At 57.1% G+C, this 798-nt stretch carries 1 protein-coding gene; it reads left to right on the plus strand.

Going from position 1 to position 798, the window contains the following annotated elements; genetic code table 11:
* Positions 1–193: 193 nt before the first annotated feature.
* The coding region (locus tag ACY1JZ_RS26005) for a reverse transcriptase domain-containing protein (protein ID WP_462631681.1) at positions 194–798 on the plus strand (605 nt) is incomplete at its 3' end.

Genomic DNA, 798 nt, shown 5'->3' on the forward strand with positions numbered 1-798 from the left:
AGCCGTAGACTTGGGCAGGCGCGGGCGGAAAGATGACGTTCTTATCTGGGGAGACCTGCGGGATACGCGAAGTAGACTTCGTAACCAGAGCCGGGAGGCTGTGCTGAACCCGCAGGAGTCAGCAGAGGCCATAGTACGGGAGTACGGGACGCCAGAAACCGGAAGGGCCGAACCGAAAGGAGAGAGGAAAACGATGCGTTCGCATGAAGAGCAACGACAGCAGAAAATCTCGTCAGAGAGCTCGCGGCAAAGAGAAGCGGTGAAGCCGTCAGGGTATGTCGGAGCGCCGAGTTCTTCGTCGGCACAACTCGCCTCTTCCTCTCGCGAAGACCAGAACGACCTGTTGGAGAAGATGCTCGAAGGAGATAACCTTCGACTCGCTTACAAGCGAGTGGTGCAGAACGGAGGCGCTCCCGGAGTGGACGGTGTAACGGTAGCTGAGCTACAAGCTTACCTGAAAACACACTGGGAAACGGTGAAAACCGAGCTCCACACGGGAACCTACAGACCGAGGGCTGTCAAACGGGTGGAAATCCCCAAACCTGGAGGCGGCATTCGGCTGTTGGGCATCCCGACCGTGATGGACCGCTTTCTCCAACAGGCGCTCCTACAAGTGATGAACCCGATCTTCGACGCACATTTCTCGTGGTACAGCTACGGCTTCCGCCAAGGGAAACGAGCGCATGACGCCGTGAAACAAGCCCAAACGTACATCCAAAGCGGCCTCCGTTGGGTGGTGGACATGGATTTGGCGAAGTTCTTTGACCGCGTGAACCATGACATGCTCATGGCAAGAGT

Source organism: Paenibacillus sp. J5, assembly GCF_054955055.1.